Here is a 21,717-nt window from a genome sequence, read left to right as displayed (position 1 = left end):
CTATTATTATTAAACATATACTTCGAGAGGAGTCTGCATTATGAATAATAGAATTAAAGTATTTTTTATTTTGGCATTAGGTTTATTTTTTTCTTTAGGGTATGCAAATTTAGGGTATGCAAATTCAACTTCTGCAAAGCACTACATTGCTTATTATGACTCGCTTGTATTTGAATCAATGACAAACTATGGGGAAGGTTATATAGAAGTGCCAGTTGGTGATAAACTTTTAGATTACCAAACGCTTGAAGGCGACGGTATGCTAACTGAAACAGGTGATCCAACTACCATAACAACCGAAGACGGCCTGCTTCCAACCGATCCATACGATTTAACATTAGAAGGGGATCAACTACCAACCGATCCATACGATTTAACATTAGAAGGGGATCAACTACCAACCGATCCATACGATTTAACAGTAGAAGGAGATCACCCAACAACCGACCAACTCGATTCAACAATTGAAGAGGATCAGTCAACAACGGATCCAAACGGGCAAACGGCTGAAGGTGATCAGACTGCTTCCGATCAACTAACTGACAGCGAAACACAACTAGATCCTACAAACGACCTCTCAATAATTAATCAAAAAACAAAGAAATACATAAGTGGCTACACGTCAAATGGCCGTTTAATGGTTCCAATCCGAACGATCTCTGAATATCTTGATTTACAAGTTAAATTTGAGAATGGTAGATTAATTGTTGAAAATTTTGTCAGAACGGTAGAGTTTATTCCTGGGTCCAATAAATACTACGTAAATGGCAATGAATATGTTGCTGAAACGAAAATTTTTATGGTGAGTGGCCAAAATTATGTCCCATTTAATGTAATAGCAAAATCATTTGATATTCCTTATTATCATAACCAACTAAATAATTGGATTGAACTTTCAGGAGACAACCAGGATTTATACATTTACATTAAACCGGAAACGTCAATGTATGCATATAAGCCAAAAGAGGTTGTTTCGCTAATGTACCATCATTTTCAGGATGGTATAGCCGCGAACGGTGTTGTAATAAGTCCAGAGCGTTTTAGAGAGCACCTTCATGCGTTAAAAGCGCAAGGCTATGAAACGATTACCGAACAAGATTACCTAAATTATCAACAAGGTAACACTGATTTACCGTTAAAACCGTTAATTATTACAATTGATGATGGCTACGAAAGCAACTATTTAGAGGCTTTTCCGATTTTAGCAGAGGAAGGCTATAAAGCTACCGTTTATTTGACAACAAGCAAAGCTGAAACGAAGCCTGGTTATATGCAATATATGAACTGGGAACAAATGAAGGAAATGGTGGATTCAGGTGTTATGGATATACAAAGCCATACCCATGATTTGCATTACCAGCTTCCCAAAAATGGTACAAATAGAGGGTATGCTTTAGTTGATAAACTCCCATATGAGGACCATACAACCTGGGCAGCCCGTATAAAGGAAGACATGAGGACGTCAAAGCAATTAATTGAAGAAAACCTAGGCAACAAGGTTTACGCATTTGCTTATCCTTATGGAGTATACAGCGATGCAGTTGTTAATTTGCTAAAACAAGAAGGATACACAGTTGGATTTACGATTGATCAAGGTAAAAATACGAAGTACAACTCTCCTATGAAATTAAAACGCTACACTGCCGATGGTAGATTTACAGGAGATTATCTAGTGTCCATGATTAAATAAATTATTTGTAAAAAAAAACCAATCCCACGTTCACGTTTCAAATGGGATTGGTTTTTGTATTGATTTATTTAGGTATTCACTCAGCTGCCTCTATCACTTTAAAATATTATCGATATCGCAATAAATATTGATTAGAGTATTAAAAATAGCATTCTCTCTCTCTTGAAAAATACATTATCAATTAAGCCACATCTTATTGCTACTTTTACAGCAGTAGCTAGTTTTGTCCGCGTCCTTTATCACTTAAAAAATACATTATCAATTAAGCCACATCTTATTGCTACTTTTACAGCAGTACTTAGTTTTTGTCTTCGTCCTCTAAAGCTTTAAAAAATACAATATTAATAGGGAGGTTACTGCCAGACGCCGGGATGAATTGAATTTTTACCCGTTCTTCCTCTTCACCTGTACGGTGTAGTACTGCGGCTTCCGCTGGATTTGTTAGCAACCCATTTTCAACTGCGTGTACGACATTGCCATTCACGGAAAAAGCACCGGCATATTGACCCCCGCGAGCGTTGACGGTAATAATAGTATTTGGTGCAACCTTGTTAAACGTAACCGTATATAAAACGCCACGATTCCCTTTATTGATTTGCTCTTCCTTTGAAAGATCATCGTAACCGATTTGATAAGTGTCAATCGTGCCATCACCGATGATTAATCGTTCCTCTTTTTCACCAACTAATCTGTTAATCGTCTTCTCCTTATCTGAATAAGTAAACACACCACGATTATGGTTCCCATCACGTGCTGCGACAGGCAAGGATGGAATTTTTTCAAGAGAGCTAGTTGGCAATAAGCTAGCAACAGTATAAGTAACAGGCACATTTGAATAAATGTCTGCATACGCCGTCAATGAGTAGTTTGGTGCCAATGTTTGATATTTTTTCGGTAAAATTGGTTTCGTTTCACCAGGCTGTAGGACAATTTCAAAGCTATTAGGCTTTTGAACAGCTAACAAATAATTCCCTACCGCAGCTTTGCCAATTTGGTATAAATACAAAGCTGGGCCGCCTACTCCTAATTTTGTTACTTTGATTCTAGCTACTTCATTTGTCGGATTATGGGCAGTAAAATATAAGTTCACATTTGATTTCAGGGCGTTTTGCTTATGAATCGTAAACCGATATGAGCCCTCTAATGTTTGTGTGTAATGGACCAATTCTCCAGTAATTCGTTCAGGGCTATTAATCCGAACTAGAGGTGCGCCGCCTTGTTTACTATCGTTTGGTTCTATTTCTGGAAATTCAAGAATTTCTCTGCCAAGCCCTTTAATTTTTCCACCGATTGGAGCGAATGTAAGTCCGAATTCCTTTTCGGTATACATGATTTCCTCGTCAATGGTGATTGTTTTTGAAGCGGTATTCGTTAATCCTTCTTTATCCTTGACCTTCAAAGTTATGGTAACGTCTCCTGCTTCAAAAAAAGCAGGCTCTTTATTAGTCCAAACACTTTCTACGATTTCTTTATCGTCAGTACTGAAGTCTTGATATTGGATTGGTTCACCAATTTTATATGAATCCTTGTCTGTTTCAAATTTAGCAACCGGTGGGTCGTTTGGAATGATGATAGCAGGGCCATAGGTAATGACAACTTTGTTTTTTTCAATTTGCTGAATCGATTCGCCAAACGCCTTTGCTAAAATTTTTGCTTGTACAAAAGCAATGTCTTTTTCAGTGTAGGCAACTGCTTGAGCTGTTTGAAATGTGTCCTCATTGATAGTGTATGATTTTGCGTTCTCCTTGAATGTTAATGTGAAATCCCCTTTTTTTGCAATGATTGTCTTTGTCCTGGCATCATATGTGACCGTCGCTCCCAACTCCTGACTGACAGCTTTTGCAGGGACATAGGTAGCATCATCTTTAATAATAATTTTTTCTGGCGCCATTATTAAAACACCATTATTATACATTTGCTGTGAATCTACGATTAAAATTAGTTCTTTTATTTGTGGTGGAACAGATTCATTATTTAACGTAGATTTGTCGCCTTCAGAATTCAGGCTAGAATCGTTTCTACCGGTATTTTCGCTGGACGCTCCTTCTCCGTTTGCACTAGTATGTACGATGGACGCTCCTTCTTCGTTTGCACTAGTTTTATCACTGAGCGGCGCACTTTCATCGTTTCCGCTAGTATGTACGCTAGAAGCACTTTCCTTTCTATTTAAGCTTTGCTCACTTGCCTCACTAATAGCAGAATCCGACACTTTTTTTACAAGAGTAGATTTGCTAGATTCATATTTTTCTATATTTACAAGCTTGCTAGATACCTCTTCGTTTGCTGCATAGGACGATAATGATGGTAACATCAACAAAATAAGTGATACAACTACTGTAAAAGTTTTTCTCATAAACATGAAAATCCTCCCTTGATGATTGATCGTATTGTCAATTGTATAAGATAACCACCACGTTTTAGAAGTTACTTATTTGAAGGAGTGGTTATTTTTCTATTTTACAATAATCTTGGAAAAAAGTGTCTAAAAATGCAAAAAAAGAACGGGCCAAATCATAAACTACCTCGTGGTCGGCCCAGTTCTTAAACTAGCGTTATGACAGCTTGTTTTTTGCTTTAAAAAAATCGTAGATAACCATATAAAGGATGTCCCTACTAATAATACCGTTTTGTTCCATCAAGTAGTTTTTTGTGGCAGCAGTTAAATCAGTTTCTGAAAGCCTGTTTGCTTTTAAAAAGTTGATAATATCATTTTGCGTCATCGGTTTATTTTTTTCTTGGACTGGTGGATATGCAATTTTATAAGGTACTCTAGAGTAGGATGCCACTAGTTCGCACAGCTCACGGAATTCATCCTGGGTTAGTGGCTCGTCTAACCTGTAATTGTTCTCATATCCTGCTTCAATAAGTGCAAATCTTCTTAAAAATTTTACCCCTTCATACGCCCAATGAGTGACAATCGGATGATCATATTGAGGGATTTTTTTCAGATCGGCGCCATTTTTATTTAAAATTCGTTGGATATTACGAATATGTGTAAGCAACTTGTCTTGGACTACCATAAGGAAATTGATATCCTCTTGATTCGTATAAGCGGCGGCCACGCCTGCTGCCTGACCAACAACCATTCCAATTGGGACTGTTCTGGTGCTTCCATGGGCCAATGAGTCGTACCCAGCGCTTCGACTTGCCACAAGTAAATTAGTAAAGCCTTTTGGTACGATGCTACGGAATGGAATAGCGTATTGGGTTGGATTGCCGACGACAACATCACCATCCTCTAGAACAGTTGCTTGAACATCGACAGGATAATTACCAAATGCAATCCGATCTTCAAAATCTCGATTTTCCAAAATGTCGTTAACAGTTAATTGGTACTCGGCATCTAAATGCCTTGTTTCTCTTATGTAAAAATGGTCCGCAGTTCCAACTAGCTTGGCATTTTCGAAGCCTTCTAAATTCTCGCGCAAAAATTTTGTAACTCTAGGGAGCTCAGCGGTTGCTTTCCGCCTTGCTACTGTAAGTTCTTCGGGATTTAAGCCATTGACACCAAGTATTTGAAAAGCGTTAATTAACACGTGACCGTTATTTTGTTTACCGATGTTCAAGGCGCGGATGCGAACATGATCCTCGAGGGGATGGTAATTAGCCATTTGCTTGCCGTATCCCCACGCAGAATATTGATCTGCTCCTGTATAAGGGTCATCATCTGAATTAAGGTGAGCTTGAACTTTTGGGAAGTCGACACCGGCTAATTCAAACACGAGGGAGACTGCCATCATTTTCTGCTCGTTACGATAATCCTCTTGGCCAATTGAAAAAGTTGCTCCGGCTAGGTAGGCGAAATCCGCATCTGGTGTAGCGTCAATAAATTTTTTTCCATATATTGTTTTGGTGTTATCAAAGGAATCTAAAAATGTTAAACCATCTATATGCTTATACCGCGGCTTATGCTGTCGATTGTTATCATCAATAAGTGGTTTAATGTTCTTAGCCTTCAACTGTACTGTTAAATTTTTTTCATTTGCAAGCATATCTTCAAATACAACTTGAGCTTGTTTGACATCAAAAGATGTACGCTTGTTAATGTTTTTATAAAACTCTAAAAACAGCCCCTTAGTTAATAGCTCGTTGGCTGGAGCGACGCTCAGATCCAACATATTTAACTTTCCAAGCGTAAATAAACCGCCGACAATTGGGTTTTTATCAATTAATAGTGTTTTTTCTCCTGCGCGGGCAGCAGCAATCGCTGATGTTATAGCTTCGGGATCACTGCCAATTACAATGACATCAAAACGGCTATTATTTATAAGCTGTGCTGTTTGTGAATTGAATTTCCCATCGAAAAAATCCATTGTCCTGAGCTTCGGAGCTATTGTTGATTTCGTTGCTATAAAATTTGCTGAAGCATAACTGAAAACAAAAATAAAAATAACTCCAATCAATACTGTTATAGAAGCCACATATCGATTTTTCATCCAATAACTCATCCAATAACTCATCCAATAACTCATCCAATAACTCATCCTATAACTCATCCTATAGAACAAAAGTATTTCTATAGTTATAGCTTGCCCAATTTTGTAAAAGTAACGCATAGGTGCCAGGGCGGTGTCCATAGAGGTGTCCATAGAGGTTCCTGACCCCTCCATTAATTGGATAAACAGGCCCGATTGGTTAAGTACTCATTATTGGTTGGCTACCGAAAGAAATTCAAGAAGATTTTAAATGGCACATGGCTAGGTGAATTTAATTCACAACAATTGTTACAACTGGTTGCAAGTCCATTGTTGTTCACTCTCCTTTACATGGCTAGTAAACCTAATTCACAATAATTGTTACGTTGAGAATCATATACTTATTAAATGTACGTGTTAAGGTGTCGCACCTTAATGTAGTTGTTTGGGCTTTGATACGGTGGATAACCAAACAGGCGCAATAGATCAGAAGATGTCATGCATTATTGTATGACTTTTAGAACTTGGGCGTTGTGACAAGGTAACTTTTCGCCAAGGTTTCATAGGCTATTACTATGGTTATCGATACTAGGCTGAGCTGGTTGAATTGAAGATTAGTTTACTTAGGTTGTTTATTTAGGTTTAGGTTGAATAGTAAGAAAGACACACTGAGATTGTATGAATTGAGTTTGAGCGTTGGTGTGAGCAATAATAGTACCCCGAATTGAAGTAAGAAAATGAGAGTATACACCGTGATTGAGTAATGGGTTGTACATGTAGCAATTCGTTTTGAGGCTTAACATTGACGTTGTTCAATGAGTACCGTGCTTTGAGACTTTGTATTGATGTAGTCAAAGATCAGCTTGCTATGAGACTTTGCGTTGAGGTAGTCGATGAGTAGCATGCTATGAGACTTTGCGTTGAGGTAATCGAAGATCAGCTTGCTATGAGACTTTGCATTGATGTAGTCAATGAGTAGCATGCTATGAGACTTTGCGTTGAGGTAGTCGATGAGCAGCATGCTTTGAGACTTTACGTTGAGGTAATCGAAGATCAGCTTGCTATGAGACTTTGCATTGATGTAGTCAATGATCAGCATGCTATGAGACTTTGCGTTGAGATTGTGTACACCGAGATTGTACATTGAAATTATGCAATCGTGTTGTTCATTTAAATTGAAATCGAGGAGGTTCTATAAAAAATGCCGGTTGAGATTATACAAAAGAATGGTTTGATTTCTCCTCATGGTGGGGAATTGATTAACAGAGTTGCAGAGGGGGCTGAGCGCGAGAAATTGCTGCAGCAAGCTGGTGAATTTCAGTCGCTAACGATATCAAATTGGAGTATCTCTGATTTAGAGTTACTTGCGATTGGTGGTTTTAGCCCGTTAACCGGTTTTATGGGGAAAGCGGATTACGAACGTGTTCTTACGGAAATGAGACTGGCCAATGGACTTGTGTGGAGCATTCCGATTTCGCTACCCGTTGCTGATGAAGTAGCTGCAAAACTTAAGATTGGCTCAAGCGTTGCGTTAAAAGGAACAGACGGAATTATTTATGGGATTTTGCACCTCGAAGAGAAATATCATTATGACAAGCTTTTAGAAGCTGAAAAAGTTTTTCGTACAACTGATGAGGCGCATCCCGGTGTAAAAAAGATATTTGACCAAGGTGACGTATATTTATCCGGGCCAGTCACTTTGTTGAATCGCCCTTCTCACCAGCCTTTCGAAAAATATTACAAGGACCCTGCAGAAACAAGGCAGCTATTTATTGATTTAGGCTGGCAAACTATCGTCGGTTTTCAAACTCGGAACCCCGTTCATCGAGCCCATGAATATATTCAAAAAAGCGCATTAGAAATAGTTGATGGTTTGATGCTAAATCCACTTGTTGGCGAGACAAAAAGTGATGATATTTCTGCACAAATTCGTATGGAAAGCTATGAGGTAATTTTAGAAAAATACTATCCTAGTGAGCGTGTTTGTTTAGTTATTTACCCAGCAGCAATGCGCTATGCAGGGCCTAGGGAGGCGATTATGCATGCGTTAGTTCGGAAGAATTACGGCTGCACGCATTTCATTGTTGGTCGCGATCATGCCGGAGTCGGTGACTTTTATGGGACATATGATGCCCAGAAAATTTTTGACATATTTGAAAAAAATGAAATAGGCATTGAGATTTTAAAATTTGAACATAGCTTTTTTTGTAAAAAATGCGGCAACATGGGGACGTCAAAAACGTGTCCACACTCAAAGGAGGATCACGTTCATTTGAGCGGGACGAAGGTGCGCGAAATGCTACGTTCAGGTGTGAAACCACCAGCAGAGTTTTCCCGACCCGAAGTTGCGGAAGTTTTAATTCGCGGCATGAAAATGGGGAAATGAGGAAATGAAGGTGTTTCTAAATAACTGCTCCTTACTTGAGTGAAAAAACTTTTTCAATATCATAAATTGCGTTTTTTGCCAAAATCTATAGATTAATAGATTTACCAAAACTAAAGAGATTTACTTAACAAACCTGCGCCCAAAGATATTACTCAAAAAATTTCCACAAACTTTTATAGTAACCTATGACAAAAGCTTTTACCAAAAACCTTTACAATATCATTTATTATAAATACCTCTTAATAAATGACTAACAGAAGGGGGTGAACTTTTATGAAATCAACAAATATTGTTTGGCATCAAGGACAAATTACGAAGCAGGATCGTCAGCAATTAAATGGACATAAAAGTGCAGTTTTATGGTTTACAGGTCTCTCCGGGGCTGGGAAGTCGACATTATCGGTTGCCGTTGAAAAGAAACTGTATGAGCGGGGTATTCATACTTATATTTTAGATGGTGATAATGTTCGTCACGGATTAAATAAAAATCTCGGCTTTTTGCCTGAAGATCGTACAGAGAATATACGCCGAATTGGTGAAGTGTCGAAGCTATTTTGTGATGCTGGAATTATGACATTAACTGCCTTTATTTCTCCGTATCGCAGGGATCGCAATATGGTTAGAGCGTTAATGACGGATGAAGAGTTTATTGAGATATATGTAAAGTGTGCCCTCGATGAGTGTGAAAAGCGCGATCCAAAGGGTTTATATAAGAAAGCAAGAAACGGAGAAATAATTGGATTTACAGGAATAGATGCTCCTTATGAGGCCCCTGAACATCCTGAATTAGTAATTGAAACGGATCGCCAAACATTAGCTCAATCTGTTCATGAAGTATTGCACTTCTTGGAAAAGGAAGGATATATTTAATAAACTATTAGTCTGACTGAGGCCAAGTTCGGACAGAAAATGCAGCGGAAGCGGGAATTGAGTCCGAACTGAGTCCAAGTTCGGACAGAAAACGCAGCAGAAGCCAAAATCGAGTCCGAACTGAGGCCAAGTTCGGACAGAAAATGCAGCAAAAGCTAAAATTGAGTCCGAACTGAGGCCAAGTTCGGACAGAAAACGCAGCAAAAGCCAAAGTCGAGTCCGAACTGAGGCCAAGTTCGGACAGAAAACGCAGCAAAAGCCAAAATTGAGTCCGAACTCAAGCGAAGTTCGGACAGAAAACGCAGCAAAAGCTAAAATTGTGTCCGAACTGAGGCCAAGTTCGGACAGAAAACGCAGCAAAAGCTAAAATTGTGTCCGAACTGAGGCCAAGTTCGGACAGAAAACGCAGCAAAAGCTAAAATTGAGTCCGAACTGAGGCCAAGTTCGGACAGAAAACGCAGCAAAAGCTAAAATTGTGTCCGAACTGAGGCCAAGTTCGGACAGAAAACGCAGCAAAAGCTAAAATTGAGTCCGAACTGAGGCCAAGTTCGGACAGAAAATGCAGCAAAAGCTAAAATTGTGTCCGAACTGAGGCCAAATTCGGACAGAAAACGCAGCAAAAGCCAAAATTGAGTCCGAACTCAAGCCAAATTCGGACAAAAAAACCAAGAATTAAATCGCGGATTCCCTTTTTATGGTAATTTGAAGGAATCCTTGTTCACCACTTCTGGAGTTGCAGCACTTTGCTACAAAAACTACGATTCATGAAATCTACCAGGCAATTTTAAACATTATAGAGAGGAAGTGCATACTATCTTCCACAGCCATCGTCATTTATGCTGTGGTATTTTTTATTCACCCTACAAATCTATTGAAAGGATGCAATCCTATGAAATTTTTATAAAAAATCGATATTTGTTATAAATTTAAACTAGCGAATACAGTTATATAAGGATTTTAATGGTAAAATAGTTCTGTTGGATATCCGAAAAAATGAGAGGGAGTCAACTTAATGCAAAAATTGCGACGAAGACGAATAAAAATATTATCCGGTGACCTATTATCTAGTAATTTACGATACATAAAAAACTGCATCAGTGTATTACTTCTATTTTTACTTTTATTTGGCTTTCAAACTACGACTTTCGCAGGTGATATAGAAGAAATACGACAAATGCTTGAGGAAGGATATTATAAGCCTGTTAGCAAACAAATTTTACAAAAAACTACTATTGAGGAAATTTTAACGGCGTTAAATGATCCTTACACTGAATTTTTTACAGAGCAGGAATTTGAAGAATTTAAAAAAGCGATAGATATGAACTATGTTGGAATCGGCATTCTCGGTGAGCAACATGAACAGGGTGTAAAGGTACTTCACTTGTTTGAAACAGGTGGAGCGATTAAATCCGACTTGCAAGTTGATGATATTATTTTTGAGGTTGATGGCACAAACATTGAAGGAAAAACGATCGATGAAGCACAGCAATATTTATTAGGCGATCCAGGAACAATAGTTAATCTGAAAGTCTATCGGTCTAGTAAAAATGAACCGGTTACAATTACTATTACTCGTGAAAAAACAGAAATTGCTCCAACCGTTGAGTCAGCTTGGCTAGGTGGGAACATTGGTTTTGTACAATTAAAAAGCTTTAATGAGCAGTTAGTGCCTGAATTGGAGGAAGCTATTCAATTTCTTGATGGTGTCGATGGTTGGATTGTCGATATTCGTGATAATGGTGGCGGATATTTAGATGCAGCTCAAGACGCTGCGGGATTTTTCAAAAATGTTAAAGCTGCTGTTGCAGTTGAAGGACAAGATAAACTGCCGAGAATTTACTTATCTACTGAACAAGATATGAAATTTACTGGTCCGGTAATTATGCTTATAAACTCAGAAACTGCAAGTGCGGCTGAAATATTAGCAGGTGCTGTTAAAGATCAAAATGGGGCCCAGCTTTATGGGCAAACTACTTACGGAAAAGGATTAGCGCAATCAGTCTTTATGCTATCAAGTGGAAATATGTTTAAGATGACTGTTGCCCAATTTTATACACCAAAAGGGCACGTTATTAATAATATTGGAATTTCTCCGAATATAGAAACTGAATTCGGAGAAGAGCTCATTACGGCTCATCGCGATTTAATTTTGCGTACTAGTCATGATAGAAATTTGGTTGCCAGAGTAGAGGATGAGGGTAATGATGATGCTGGATTTGATACAGAAGAGGATGGCAATGTAGACGATAGATTGAAAGGCGGCAGCACCAATCGTTCTGAGAAGGAAGACGGACTTGGTAATAGCACTGGAGCGAATAGCACTGGAGCGAATAGCACTGGAGCGAATAGCACTGGAGCGAATAGCACCGGAGCGAATAGCACTGGAGCGAATAGCACTGGAGCAAATAACACTGGAGCGAATAGCGCTGGAGCGAATAGCACTGGAGCGAATAGTACCGGTGCGAATAGCACTGGAGCAAATAACACTGGAGCGAATAGCACTGGAGCAAATAACACTGGAGCGAATAGCACCGGTGCGAATAGCACTGGAGCGAATATAGAAGATAATATAGAAAATGTAGAGGGAGCAGGTAGTGTCGCAAGTATAGTCAATTTTACTAATCAAAATGGTAGATTTGCAAAGGCACTAGCAAGAAATCCGATTATTACGATTAAGCTAGAAGATCCAGTTTCTGCCGAGAAGCTTATGAAACGGATGAAGCTTATTCAACTTGGCGACAGAGAGATTGAGTTAATTATAAGGCCAACCTCGTTAAGAACTTTTGAAATTGCGCCGAAAGAAAACTTAAATATAGACTCTACTTATTTATTATTAATAGATTCAGGAACAAAAGACTATATACTAGATTTTCAAACATCTGATAAAATCAATGAAAAAGTAGGGAATGAGACCAATTTTGCAGATGTGATGGCGGATGATTTTTTTGCAAGTTCTGTAAAGGTTTTATCTAGCGAAGGCATTGTAAAAGGAGTTGATGATGGAAAGTTTGCTCCATACTCCAATGTAACAAGAGAGCAGGCGGCTGTGTTTTTTACAAGGGCGCTAGGCTTAGAAACTGAGAATGTAGGCCAGCTAGAATTGAGCTTTAAGGATGTTCAAGAAGGTGACTATTTTTATTCATCAGTTGTTGCTGTAAATGATGCTGGAATTATGAAGGGTAAATCAGCACAAAAATTTGGGACGGGAACAATTTTAACAAGGGAAGAAATGGCGGCTCTTTTAGCAAGAGCGTTTGACCTTACGAGTAAAATCTCGGACAATCTATTATTCACGGATATTGAGGCTTCGCCATTTGAAGCAGATATTCTCAAGGTGTACCAAAATGGTATTGCTAGCGGGACATCCGAAGCAACCTTTTCTCCTCAAAAGCCAGTAACTCGAGGAGAATTTGCAACCTTTCTATATCGCGCAATAGTGAACCAAAATAGCGAAAATGAAATTGTCGTTCAATCAATAGAATAATAGAGTAGCAATATGAATCTAACATACTAATTATCAAATGAAGAGTAGCACCAAGCTTTACTGCCGCTATATTTCCCATCATTTGGAGGGGTCAGGAACCTCTATGGACACTTCTATGGATACCTCTATGGACACCGCCCTGGCACCTTAAGAGATGATGAAGGGAATATTTTAATTTGCAATGGATGGAAACGATCGACTCAACCCCAATTGGAGGTTAAAAAGAATGAGAAAATGGCCCATAATTACAACAATGTTACTAGTAGTTGGAAGTAGTACTTTCAGTTCCTATGTAGATGCTCAAGATGATATTACCGGACATTTCTTTGAAACCCAAATTCGTAGTCTCGATGAATTGGGGATTATGAAAGGTGATGGCAAGGGGCTTTATATGCCGAATAAAAATGTGACAAGGGCTCAGTTTGCGACATTTCTAAACAGAGCGTTGAAGCTGCCAGCAGTGGAAGTAGAACCTTTTACTGATACGATGGGGCATATACACGAGAAAGAAATAGGGAATGCGGTTGCTGCGGGTGTTTTTGGAGGAATTGGTGATGGCAGTTTTTTACCTGATCGAGACCTGACAAGGGAAGAAGTGGCTGTCATTATCAGCCGGGTTTTGACGTCCCATGGGTTGACGTCCGAGCCGATGCCATTACCATTTATTGATGCTGACAAATTTAAGTATCCAAACGAGGTTCAGCCTGTTTTTGCTTATAGTATTATGGGGGGGAATTCCGATTTAACGTTTCGCCCTCAGGAAAGCGTAACACGCGCGCAAACGGCAGCGGTTATTTACAAAATGTATAATTTGCTCGAACAAATTGAAAAGGAAAAACTAGAGCAGGATATGGTATATGATCCTGATTTAGATGTGGATATACTTGATCTTGACCGTGAAACTATTGTTGAGGAAAAAGATTCATCCAATCGAGATAAGGACCGAGACAACAATCAAGATCACGATCGTGACTCTGATGAAGAAGGTGAAGACCGACCTTTTAACCCGATTGTTATAGCGAAAAATCTTTTACACGTTTATGAAGATAAAGTAAATAGTATTAAAAGGACTTATGTAAACGCTGGAACTGAGATGAAATTTTTAGATGAGTCAAAAGATGAAATTAAGGTAGAGGTAGCAGGAGTAATTGGCTATGTGAACAAAGATGAAGTAGAATTAATTGGCGAAGATGAGGCTGTTCGATCTTATTATAAAATAGATAACGATTATTTACGCCATTACGTTGCAAGAAATGGTCAGTATGAAAGCTATATTTTTGGTCAAGTTCCGTCATTTTTTAAAGGTAGTGACAAAGAGTATAGCTTTGATGGAAAGACTTTTTCAAAAGGAACGTTTTATCAATACTTTAACTACCTTCCGCTATTAACGGAAACTTCTTATTCAGCAAGGGAGTTGGATGAGTTTGTTGAGGAACAATACCCAGCATCGCCACTTGTTGGATTAGGGGAATTTTTCAAAGAGGTCGAAGAAGAAACTGGTGTTAATGCGCTTTACTTATTAGCGCATGCGATTCACGAAAGTGCGTGGGGTTTTAGTCAAATTGCAACTGAGAAATATAACCTCTATGGTTTGCGCGCCGTTGATGTCGATGCTTTTAATAGTGCAATGGAATTTGATAGCTTCGAAGAATGTATATTATATGCGGCCAACTATATAAAAGATCGGTATTTAACCCCGGGGCCAAGCTCATATTATTCCGGTTCGTTTTTAGGGAATAAAGGAGTTGGGATGAATCTTTTTTACGCTTCAGACCCATACTGGGGCCAAAAAATCTCTGGGTATATGTATCGGATCGACCGTTTCCTAGGTGGAGACGATTTGGATAACTATCGCTTAGCAATAAGCACCGTTCCATCTTTAAATGTAAGAAGGGGTCCAAGCATGGACGATAAAGTAATCTACGAGCACAAATATGCTGGTATTGCAATGGTTGTAGTAGATAAAGAAAAAACGAGTGACGGCACATGGTACAAAATTAAATCAGATCATCCAGATTACGAATTTGGCTATATTTATGCAAATGGAGAAAAAGGTGAATTTGCGGAGATCATTAACTAATGGTCTCCCTTTTTTTGGAGGGGTCAGGCGCCTCTATGGACACCTATGTGGACACCGCCCTGGCACCCAATATGGACACCGCCCTGGCACCTGCTCTGGATAGGTGCCTGGCTCTTCCCCGGAACCTTTATGGCTACCTCTATGGCAACTTCTATGGCTACCACTATGCCTACTAACCTGGCACCAAATTGTCACTTTTCAATCCTTTACTATCAGAAGAATGATAGATATACTGAATGTGAATTTAAACTAAAAAAGGAGGATTTGTAATAATGCCCAGAAAGCGAAGAACATGGTACCCGGGTGCTAAGTTTCATGTGTTTAGCCGTGGGAATCGGAAACAGTTACTTTTTTACGACCGCCAAGATTTTGTGAAATACCTCTCTCTCATCTGCGAAGCAAAAACCAATTATTCCTTTAAACTTCAAACCTACTGCTTAATGTCCAATCACGTTCACCTTCAAATTCAAACTGAAAATACGAATATTAGTAGGATTATTGGGTACATTCATTCACACTACGCGCGCTTTTTTAATGACAAATATGAATTAGTGGGGCATGTCTTTCAAGGCAGGTATAAGGCAGAACTCATTCAATATCCTGATTATGAGCTTGAGGTCAATCGCTATATTCATATGAATCCTTTGAAGGCAAATATCGTAAACAATTTGAATGATTATCCTTGGAGTAGCTATCATGCTTATGCTGGTAGAAAGCTCGATCCATTAATTGATGGGGAGGAGATAAAAGCGATGCTTTCTTATTTTCCCTCACCGCAAATAAGCAATTATGAGCATTTTCTAACTTCAGATACGAGCCCCTTTGACGTGATTTAGAGCTCTACCGAATTAAACTTCTCAGTATCCAATTGGATTGAAAAATACGATTATCACTACATACCTAAACGAAAATATTCAATCCAATACTATTCTAATATAAAAATATACAAAACAAAAAATCAAATTTAAAAGAACAATAATCCGAAAAATTCCAAAAGGCATAAAACTATCAAAATAAAAACTACCCAAAATCGAAAAAACTCCAAAAATCCATAAAACTACCAATGTCCCATAAAACTAACCAGACCAAAATTCAAATTATTAAAACTCAAAATCCAGAAACTCAAAATCCAAAACTACCTAAATCCCAAAACTACCTAAATCCCAAAACTACCTAACCCCCAAAAAATTACCAGAAACCAAACAACTTTCAAAACCCAAAAAAATCCCCCAAAAAAGGAGACTATAATATGGCGTCAACAACATACAGCTTTAACATCTCAGGCGTGGATGGCTCACTTGTAGAAGTTGAAACTGACATTATTCATGGGCTACCCTCAGTATCCATCGTTGGTCTAGGAGATACAGCCGTCAAGGAATCAAAGGAACGACTAACATCAGCAATAGCCGCCGCGGGATACACCTTCCCCATGCTAAAACTAGTGATTAACCTAGCACCATCCGATCTTAAAAAAAGTGGCACACAATTTGATCTAGCAATGGCAATCGGCATACTAGCAAGATCGGATCAAATTCATGTTACAAGCGAGCAACTAAAGTTATTCGGGTTCATAGGTGAACTCTCTTTAAATGCTGAGGTTCGTTCCTGTGCCGGTGTTTTACCGATGGTTATAAAAGCAAAGCAGGCTAAAATTCGTCATTTAATTGTTCCATATGAAAATGTTCCAGAGGCTTTACTTGTCGATGGCATCAAAATTCATAGTGCAACCACCTTGCAGGACGCAGTGGATTTGTTAGAAGGAAACCGTTCGCTTCTTCCTGAAAAAAAGGCACCAAAAAACGAGCGAAACCTAAATAATTTCCAGCTTGATTTTTCCGAGGTAAAAGGTCATGAGGAATTGTTAAAATATATTACGGTTGCAGCAGCGGGCAATCACAATTTGTTAATGTCAGGTGCACCTGGTTGTGGAAAATCTATGATTGCCAAAAGAATTCCGACCATACTTCCAAAAATGACTGAAGAGGAAGCGCTAGAGGTTACGAAAATTTATAGCGTTGCAAACCTACTTAAAACAAGAGGGAGTCTCATAACTCATCGACCTTTTCGAGCACCGCATCATAATATATCAGGACCAGCCCTTATTGGGGGCGGTCAAAATTCCACTCCAGGTGAGGTTTCGTTAGCACACTTTGGTGTCCTTTTTCTAGACGAAATTGCTGAATTTACGAAGCATACTTTGGATGCACTACGACAACCGATAGAGGATCGTGAAGTGACAATCGCGAGGGTGAATTATACGCATACATATCCAGCAAAATTTATGCTAGTGGCAGCTATGAACCCTTGCCCCTGTGGATATTACGGGAATGAAAAATGTCGTTGCACCGATTACGAAGTTCAACGTTATCGGCAAAAACTCTCAGGCCCGATTATGGATCGAATTGATATCCAAAAGCATGTAACATCTATTAATCTTTTTGAAAAAAACAATACTAAAATAACGTCTCAACAATTGCGGGAGCAGGTAGAAGGTGCTAGAAAAATTCAACATGAGAGATATAAAAACATACCCAACGTTCAAAGCAATGCAGAAATGCAGCCTGTTCACATCCAGCAATTTTGCCCTTTGAATGCTGAATCGGAACAACTACTCCAATCGGCATATGAGCGATTTCAATATAGCGCTAGGGCAATTCATAAATTTTTACGAGTAGCCCGAACTTTTGCGGATTTGGAAGGTTCAGAGCAAATTCGCAAAATTGATGTAATTAATAGCCTAATGTCACGAGATTTAGACAAAGAGCAGCGCGATTTTCTTGTTGTTTAGGAAATTAAAAAAATGATCCTGTGGATAAATACTATAGCACAGAGAGTAGTCGTCCAGCTCCAGCACCCAGTCATAACATTGGTATTTGTCATTATTTTGTTGGTAATAGCACAGAGAGTAGTCGTCCAGTTCCAGTACCCAGCGACTAGTAAACTTCGCTCATCTCTTTTGCGATAAGTCAACATCGACTCGTCCCTCGACGTGTTTCCTTTATTTCAGTCGATGTGCTCCAGTTAATACGTCGCTAATCAGGGCGCTTACGATTTTGTTCTTGTATAATTAATATCAAATACAAAAAATACCATTAATCCAAAATAAATGAGTAGATCTTCAACATCGTGAAATAGAACTAGTGATCAAATGACCCAAAACTGAGGCGAAAATATAAAAAAAGGGTGATAATTAAGCAATGGATACACTTTACTGGCTTTGGCTTTCAACAATACCACATGTTGGCCCGATTACACAAAAGCGTCTGCTAGAAAAATTCAAATCCCCTGAGGCTATTTTTCAATGCTCAAAGCAGGATCTCATAAAAACTAAAACTCAAGAACTACGCCTGCCATCCACTGCCATTTCCTCAATAGTAGAAAATCGCAACCTAGCACTAGAAAAAGCAAAGCGCATTCTCGAAAAATCAAAACAGAAAGAAATTAAAATTTTAACATTTGAAAACCCAATTTATCCAGACTTCGCAAAATCCTGTCCAGAGTCACCAACCGTTCTTTATTTTAAAGGCAGCCTTAATACATACACACATACAGTAGGTATTGTTGGATCAAGAAGGTGCACAAAATATGGTCAAAAAATAACAGCAGAAATTGTAGAAAGCCTCGCAAAATATAATATTCCTGTTATCAGTGGACTGGCAAAAGGAATAGATGGCTACGCCCACACGGCTGCTATACAAAATGGAAGCGAAACACTAGCATTTCTCGCAAATGGGGTTGATAAATGTTATCCGACAGAGCATCATAAACTTTATGAAAAAATAATTGGAAATGGTGCAGTACTTTCCCAATATCCACCCGAGACGCCTGCTTTGCCGAAGTTTTTTCTGCAACGAAATGCCCTTATAAGCGCATGGTCAAAGCAGCTTATCATTGTCGAAGCTGGCGAAAAAAGTGGAGCCCTTACAACAGCACAATTTGCAAAAAAATATAAACGGGAAATTTATGCCGTACCAAATCGAATTGATGTGCCTGAAGGGTGGGGTACAAATGCACTGTTAGAAACAATTGCAAAGCCTTATTTAAAAATAAATTCATTAAAAATTAACCAACGAACTCAACTAGCGGAAAGCAAAACTACAAACACAGGTACTATCAAACAAAAAGAAAATATCAATTCAATAGACTCCATAGAATTTCAGTTAGAAAAGCTTCTTAATCAAGGGCCGCTTAAAATATCGAAAATATGTCATACCCTGCAAATTTCAAAGCCTGAGTTAGAGGAATTGATATTTTTAATGGAGTTACACGGAAAACTTAAAATTAATGGTGAATTTTTATATAAAAGGTAATAACTTATAAATTTTAGCGATGTGGCCAAGAATAACAAGTAAATATAATATTGCTAATCCCCAAAAACGCGCTTGGATGGAAATCGTAACATAAAACATTAATTTTCCAAGCGCGTTTTAAATATTGGTCATTTTTCCAAATAAAAAAACGTGCAAATGCTATTACTGGTTATCCTCTAACTTGTCCTTCAAATTTTCAATTTTTTCACGAACGATGTTAATATGCTCGGTTTTGTTCTTTTTTTCAAACATTTCAAGAGATTGATAGTAGTAATTGATAGCTTTGTCGTACTCTTCTAGTAAGTCGTAATTATAACCAAGATAATAATGGAAATTATCAAAAAGATATAAGCTGTCATTTTGCTGGCACCAATCTATTCCTAAATAACATAAATCAATCGATTTATGATTTTGCTGGTGATTTGCCTTCCATTTGACGATATTTGAGTATACTTTTGTTTTTATATCACTGTTATAAAGTTTCTCTATTTTATTAAGATGTTCTAAACATAACTCATAATTGGCAATTGCTTCATTGCTATAGCCCTGATCCATTTGAATCCCGGCTATACTTACTAAAATTTCAATTTCTCTTTCATTGTAATTTTTTTTGGGTTTATGTGTTAGGCGGAGTGCTGCTTTTAGTTGTTTCAAAGCTAGCTCAAAATTGTGGTCGATAGTAAAAATGCAGATCGCTTCATTCCAGAGCATATATTGCCTAGGTTTCGTTTGTTGTTGGAAGTAGAGGTTTTCTTTTTCAGCTTTAACAATTTGATATAGTTCTTCAAATTCATCTCTTCTGCGATGCCAGTCCATCCTCTTTGTAACTTCGTCGATATAAGGATAACTATCAATCATAGCTATTTTAATAAAATAGTCTGGCTCAACTCCTAGTCGCTCGCAAATTGTCAAAAATGATACCATCCGAATATTTGCGATTTCTCCATTCTCTATTTTGCTCAAAGTACTTTGTCGTAAATCCCCGTCCAACAGATCGTTTTGCGACAAACCTAACGCTAATCGAAGCCGTTTGATTTCTTTTCCGACTCTTGAAAAATCAAATTCATTCATCATCAAAAGATCCTCCGTGATAAAATTTATTCCTAAAAGAATATATATTTATATAGTACGGCAGAGAATTTAAAAATCCTTTTTTGAAAAGACGAAAAATGTCGAAAATTGAAAGAATTTGGCGTTTTATATAATTTCGCTACTTTTGTATAGTTGTAATGGCAAGTTTTTCAGAAATTCCTAAGAAAATCCTGGAGGTGAGTCCTATTAAAAAGTTAATAGTGGTTTTGCTTACGGTAGGTGTTCTTGCTTTTGGAGCTTCAGCACATGCAATCTCATTCGACCATGAGATTAAGCCAACTAGTCTGCCAACCTCTCACTAATTAAGTACAATGTTAGAGGAAAAGTTGGAAAATGTTTTGTGTGGTGATTCCATACAAGGCATCATTATTTGAAATTCATAATCTTGTGTCTACTAAACACACTCTTTTTCTAGTAGGGCTGGATGAAGACCCTCATTCAGCTCTGTTTTTTTATCTCATCACAATAACGTGGACTTGAGAGTCAAGGGTTCGTTATCCACTCCTCGATAAATTATGGGAATTTGAATTCAGAGTCTGTTGCCCATTTCACAACAGACTGCGTAATTTGAATCAAGAGTCTTTTGTCCATTTCCCTTTAGATTGCGGAATTTCGATCATACCATTTTCTGACTACTTAGACTTAGAACCACAATAGCCCCAGCGGCGCTTAGTGTCTGTATGGCAGTAAAAAATAGTGCAAATGAATTTTATTAACGAAGGAAAAAGCCCATTTCGTATTACTCATCTGACTCTGACTTATAGTGTTTAATTTCTTGACCAACCATCAGTTGGAAAGCTGTTCCGCGCTCTTTTTTTAGACGTTTAAATTCTCTCAATAATTCATCTCCAGAAAATCCTTTTTCAATTAGACTTTTCAATAATTTTTCAGAATAATTTTCTTTTCTGATCAGCCTTTTAGCATCCAACAAAAGATGGACGTCATCTTCAATAAACTTATTTTCACGAACAGTCGCGACAAAAGAAGCTGGTGGATTATCTTTATACGTGATTGTTGCTTCGACAAGCATAAGTTCATTTTTCGTATTCAATTTGTCAAAAAATCCCTTAAAGTCTTTGTGGATTATACCTTCAATTAACCACTGATCATCCTGAGTTTCCTTATTAATAATTAAGCCATCTTGCAGAGGAATGGAATGGCGCGTTGTCATACCATTATTTTCAATATAAACCGTTAATGAACAAAGTCGAAATGTTTTCAACCTTTTGTTCCCCCTTTTTTACGCACTAGTATTTGTGGAGATTATAACATGATTTTTCATAAAAGTTTATCTCGCTAGCAATGGTCAAAATTTATTTTAAAAAAATTTGAAACATTTAATTTTGGGAAAATATAAAATATCTATTCGATCTTGAAATTGAATTTTCAA

13 protein-coding genes are annotated in these 21,717 nt (G+C 38.0%); 9 read left to right on the top strand and 4 right to left on the bottom strand.

Annotated features, from left to right (window positions below; all coding sequences use genetic code 11):
• Positions 1 to 40: 40 nt before the first annotated feature.
• Positions 41 to 1,690, top strand: coding sequence for a polysaccharide deacetylase family protein (locus D612_RS18845; RefSeq protein ID WP_017756501.1), 1,650 nt, complete (start codon positions 41 to 43; stop codon positions 1,688 to 1,690).
• Positions 1,691 to 1,988: 298 nt separating this feature from the next.
• Here the strand turns inward: D612_RS18845 and D612_RS18840 are convergent, their stop codons facing one another.
• Positions 1,989 to 4,049 (bottom strand): copper amine oxidase N-terminal domain-containing protein, encoded by a 2,061-nt coding sequence (locus D612_RS18840; protein ID WP_017756500.1) that lies wholly within the window; start codon positions 4,047 to 4,049, stop codon positions 1,989 to 1,991.
• A 193-nt stretch (positions 4,050 to 4,242) separates the two neighbouring features.
• Positions 4,243 to 6,174: an FAD-dependent oxidoreductase gene (locus D612_RS0115965; protein WP_233275004.1), complete on the bottom strand. Its 1,932-nt coding sequence runs from the start codon at positions 6,172 to 6,174 to the stop codon at positions 4,243 to 4,245.
• A 916-nt stretch (positions 6,175 to 7,090) separates the two neighbouring features.
• On the opposite strand from D612_RS0115965, the gene D612_RS19575 reads away from it, so the two are divergent.
• The 8 genes from D612_RS19575 to dprA all read left to right on the top strand — a co-directional run bounded on the left by D612_RS19575 (position 7,091) and on the right by dprA (position 19,235).
• Positions 7,091 to 7,252 carry a hypothetical protein gene (locus tag D612_RS19575; protein ID WP_017756498.1) on the top strand — a complete coding sequence of 54 codons (162 nt, stop codon included), beginning with the start codon at positions 7,091 to 7,093 and terminating at the stop codon, positions 7,250 to 7,252.
• A 54-nt stretch (positions 7,253 to 7,306) separates the two neighbouring features.
• A complete protein-coding gene (sat, locus tag D612_RS0115955) occupies positions 7,307 to 8,491 on the top strand; it encodes a sulfate adenylyltransferase (protein ID WP_017756497.1) in 1,185 nt (394 codons plus the stop codon).
• Positions 8,492 to 8,764: 273 nt separating this feature from the next.
• Complete coding sequence (gene cysC, locus D612_RS0115950; protein ID WP_017756496.1) at positions 8,765 to 9,361, top strand: adenylyl-sulfate kinase; 597 nt, start codon at positions 8,765 to 8,767, stop codon at positions 9,359 to 9,361.
• Between the two features lie 1,012 nt (positions 9,362 to 10,373).
• Positions 10,374 to 12,845: a S41 family peptidase gene (locus tag D612_RS18835; protein WP_017756495.1), complete on the top strand. Its 2,472-nt coding sequence runs from the start codon at positions 10,374 to 10,376 to the stop codon at positions 12,843 to 12,845.
• 226 nt (positions 12,846 to 13,071) lie between these two features.
• Entirely contained in the window at positions 13,072 to 14,925 is a 1,854-nt protein-coding gene (locus D612_RS0115940; protein WP_017756494.1) for an S-layer homology domain-containing protein, read from the top strand.
• Positions 14,926 to 15,197: 272 nt separating this feature from the next.
• Positions 15,198 to 15,761 carry a transposase gene (locus D612_RS0115930; RefSeq protein WP_017756492.1) on the top strand — a complete coding sequence of 188 codons (564 nt, stop codon included), beginning with the start codon at positions 15,198 to 15,200 and terminating at the stop codon, positions 15,759 to 15,761.
• 413 nt (positions 15,762 to 16,174) lie between these two features.
• On the top strand, positions 16,175 to 17,713 hold the full coding sequence (locus D612_RS0115925) for a YifB family Mg chelatase-like AAA ATPase (protein ID WP_017756491.1): 1,539 nt from the start codon (positions 16,175 to 16,177) through the stop codon (positions 17,711 to 17,713).
• Positions 17,714 to 18,122: 409 nt separating this feature from the next.
• Positions 18,123 to 19,235, top strand: a complete 1,113-nt coding sequence (gene dprA, locus D612_RS0115920; protein ID WP_017756490.1) for a DNA-processing protein DprA — start codon at positions 18,123 to 18,125, stop codon at positions 19,233 to 19,235.
• A 162-nt stretch (positions 19,236 to 19,397) separates the two neighbouring features.
• Here dprA and D612_RS0115915 read toward each other — a convergent pair whose 3' ends face one another.
• Positions 19,398 to 20,309 (bottom strand): helix-turn-helix domain-containing protein, encoded by a 912-nt coding sequence (locus D612_RS0115915; RefSeq protein WP_017756489.1) that lies wholly within the window; start codon positions 20,307 to 20,309, stop codon positions 19,398 to 19,400.
• 757 nt (positions 20,310 to 21,066) lie between these two features.
• Positions 21,067 to 21,549: a YwpF family protein gene (locus D612_RS0115910; RefSeq protein WP_017756488.1), complete on the bottom strand. Its 483-nt coding sequence runs from the start codon at positions 21,547 to 21,549 to the stop codon at positions 21,067 to 21,069.
• Between the last annotated feature and the right edge of the window lie 168 nt (positions 21,550 to 21,717).

The sequence above is a fragment of the Calidifontibacillus oryziterrae genome (assembly GCF_000331575.1).
GTDB classification, from domain to species: Bacteria; Bacillota; Bacilli; order Bacillales; family Bacillaceae_J; genus Calidifontibacillus_A; species Calidifontibacillus_A oryziterrae.
This window is presented reverse-complemented; position numbering and strand designations above follow the sequence as displayed.

What these genes read in the sequence shown, in the direction of transcription:
- sat (WP_017756497.1), top strand. Translation starts at nt 7,307, where the DNA reads ATGCCGGTTGAGATTATACAAAAGAATGGTTTGATTTCTCCTCATGGT.
- dprA (WP_017756490.1), top strand. Translation starts at nt 18,123, where the DNA reads ATGGATACACTTTACTGGCTTTGGCTTTCAACAATACCACATGTTGGC.
- D612_RS0115965 (WP_233275004.1), bottom strand. Translation starts at nt 6,174, where the DNA reads ATGAGTTATTGGATGAGTTATTGGATGAGTTATTGGATGAGTTATTGG.
- D612_RS0115925 (WP_017756491.1), top strand. Translation starts at nt 16,175, where the DNA reads ATGGCGTCAACAACATACAGCTTTAACATCTCAGGCGTGGATGGCTCA.
- D612_RS18840 (WP_017756500.1), bottom strand. Translation starts at nt 4,049, where the DNA reads ATGTTTATGAGAAAAACTTTTACAGTAGTTGTATCACTTATTTTGTTG.
- D612_RS19575 (WP_017756498.1), top strand. Translation starts at nt 7,091, where the DNA reads ATGAGACTTTGCGTTGAGGTAGTCGATGAGCAGCATGCTTTGAGACTT.
- D612_RS0115930 (WP_017756492.1), top strand. Translation starts at nt 15,198, where the DNA reads ATGCCCAGAAAGCGAAGAACATGGTACCCGGGTGCTAAGTTTCATGTG.
- cysC (WP_017756496.1), top strand. Translation starts at nt 8,765, where the DNA reads ATGAAATCAACAAATATTGTTTGGCATCAAGGACAAATTACGAAGCAG.
- D612_RS0115940 (WP_017756494.1), top strand. Translation starts at nt 13,072, where the DNA reads ATGAGAAAATGGCCCATAATTACAACAATGTTACTAGTAGTTGGAAGT.
- D612_RS0115915 (WP_017756489.1), bottom strand. Translation starts at nt 20,309, where the DNA reads ATGATGAATGAATTTGATTTTTCAAGAGTCGGAAAAGAAATCAAACGG.
- D612_RS18845 (WP_017756501.1), top strand. Translation starts at nt 41, where the DNA reads ATGAATAATAGAATTAAAGTATTTTTTATTTTGGCATTAGGTTTATTT.
- D612_RS18835 (WP_017756495.1), top strand. Translation starts at nt 10,374, where the DNA reads ATGCAAAAATTGCGACGAAGACGAATAAAAATATTATCCGGTGACCTA.